Origin of the sequence: Plasticicumulans sp. (assembly GCF_035331805.1) — a bacterium.
In the GTDB taxonomy this organism is placed as follows: Bacteria; Pseudomonadota; Gammaproteobacteria; order Competibacterales; family Competibacteraceae; genus Plasticicumulans.
In genome coordinates this window covers 1-2,134 of the sequence record NZ_DAOLKE010000481.1, presented here as the reverse complement: position 1 = coordinate 2,134, position 2,134 = coordinate 1, and the positions used below count along the sequence as shown (strand labels likewise).

Here is a 2,134-nt window from a genome sequence, read left to right as displayed (position 1 = left end):
CCGCCCGCCAGCACCGCCACCGGCCAGCGCGCGAACAAGGCGCCGGCCGGGATCGTCGCGCCGGTCAGCGGCGGCAGTCCGGCATCGAGCACGCTGCGCCAGCGCAGGCCGGCGAGTCTGCCCGGCAGCTTCAGGCGCGTGTCGCCCCAGACCGCGGTCGGCGGCACCAGCGACTGTTCGCCGCCGATCAGCAGGCCGGTCGCCAGGCGCAGGCCGGCGAGCAGCACGCAGCGGCCTTCCCGCACGCGCACGGCCGCGAACACCTGTGCCGACCAGCGCCCGAGCACCGCAAGCTCCCGCCAGTCGCCGCGTGCGAACAGCGCCGGATCGGCGCGGCGCAGTTCGAGCATGCGCGCGATCAGGCGCTGCTTCAGGCGACCGTCCGGCCAGGCGGCGAGCAGTTCGGCATCCGCTGCGGCGCCGGCGAGGGCGGCGGCGCGCACCGGCCAGTCGACCGGACGGCGGTTGTCGGGGTCGACGAGGCTCTGGTCCCAGAACTCGCAGCCCTGGTAGAGATCGGGCACGCCCGGCGTGCCGAGGCGCAGCAGCGTCTGCAGCAGGCTGTTGACGGCGCCGGCCGGGGCGATGCGCGCGGCGAAGCCGTGCAGGCCGGCGAGGAAGTCGGCGGCGCGCGCCGGGTCGAGCAGCGCGGCGAGGAAGTCCGCACAGGCGGCCTCGTATTCGAGGTTCGGCTCGCTCCAGTGGCTGTGACGCTTGGCCTCGCGCAGCGCCTTCAGCTGCCAGCCGCCGAGGCGCTCGCGCAGCACGGCGAGCGTCGCGGCATCGGGCGGCGTCGCGCCCGCCGGCCAGATGCCGACCAGCATCTGATACAGCATGCATTCGTCGGCGGCATCGGGACCGGCAGCCGGGCGCAGCGGCGCGTTCTGGAGGCGCCAGCGTTCGAGCTGCTGGCGCCAGGCCTCGGGCAGCTCGCTCAGCACCGCCAGCCGCGCGCGCAGGTCCTCGCCGCGCTTGTGGTCGTGGGTCGCGGTCGCGAGCAGCGCATCGGGGAAATGGCGCCGGCGCGCGCGTGCCTCGGCGTGGAATTCGGCCGGCGACAGCGCGAACTGCGTTGGGTTGGCGCCGACCTCGTTGCGCGACAGCAGCTTGCCGTGGCGGTAGAAGGCCGTGTCCTCGACCGACTTGGCGGCGGTCGGTGCGCTGAGCTGCTGGAAGCGGCCGATCGCGCGCAGCCGCAGCCGGCGGCCGGTGATGCCCGGGGCGGCCTCGGGCGGCTCGCCGCCGAGCCAGCGGTCGACGTGTTCGAGCACCCAGCGATCGGCCGGCCGGCACTGCGCGGCGGTGGCGGCGATGACGCCCTGCATCAGCGCCGCATCGCCGGCGTTGCGTCCGCGCGCATCGGCATAGGTGCGATAGACCGGGAACTGCACGAGCAGCTCGGCGAGCACGCGCCGGATCGCGAGCAGCGTGCAGTCGCGCGTGCGCGGATCGCTGCGCGCGATCGTGTGCAGCGCGTGCGCGCAGGCGTTGAAGTCGGCGCCGAGCAGCTCCTTCGGGATGCGCCGGCGCGCGGCGCGCTCTTCATCCTCGAACTGCGCGCTGCGGCCGGTGACCTCGCTCCAGAGCCGCGCGAGCGGCGCCTCGCCGGCCGGATCGTGCAGCAGCGCCCCGACCGAGTTCATGAAGCTGTAGCCGGTCGTGCCGTCGGTCTGCCAGTCGGCCGGCAGGTGCTCGGTCGCAGCCAGAATCTTCTCGACCACCAGCCATGCGCGCCCGGCCGGGGCATCGGCCGGGCGCTGCTTCGCGGCCTGCGCGAGCGCGCGACGCAGGCGCCGGCAGTAGGCGCGCGGATCGGCGAGGCCGTCGACGTGATCGACGCGCACGCCGTCGATCAGGCCCTCGGCGTACAGCCTGAGCGTGGTCGCATGCACGCGCTCGAACACCGCCGGCAGCTCGACGCGCACGCCGGCAAGCTCGCTGACATCGAAGAAGCGCCGCCAGTTGATCTCGTCGGCGGCGGTGCGCCAGAACGCGAGCCGGTACGGCTGGCGTTCGAGCAGGTAGTGCAGGCGCTGGCGGCCCTCGGCGCTGTCGGGCGCGAAGCGCGCGTACAGCCCGGCCAGCGCCTCGGCGAGCGGTCCGCCGGCGGCGGCCTCCTGCGCGAAGCGCCGGC

1 protein-coding gene is annotated in these 2,134 nt (G+C 75.1%); it reads right to left on the bottom strand.

Annotated features, from left to right (window positions below; genetic code table 11):
* A partial coding sequence (gene treY / locus PKE44_RS18620) for a malto-oligosyltrehalose synthase (RefSeq protein ID WP_324554221.1) occupies positions 1-2,134 on the bottom strand: 2,134 nt, incomplete at both ends.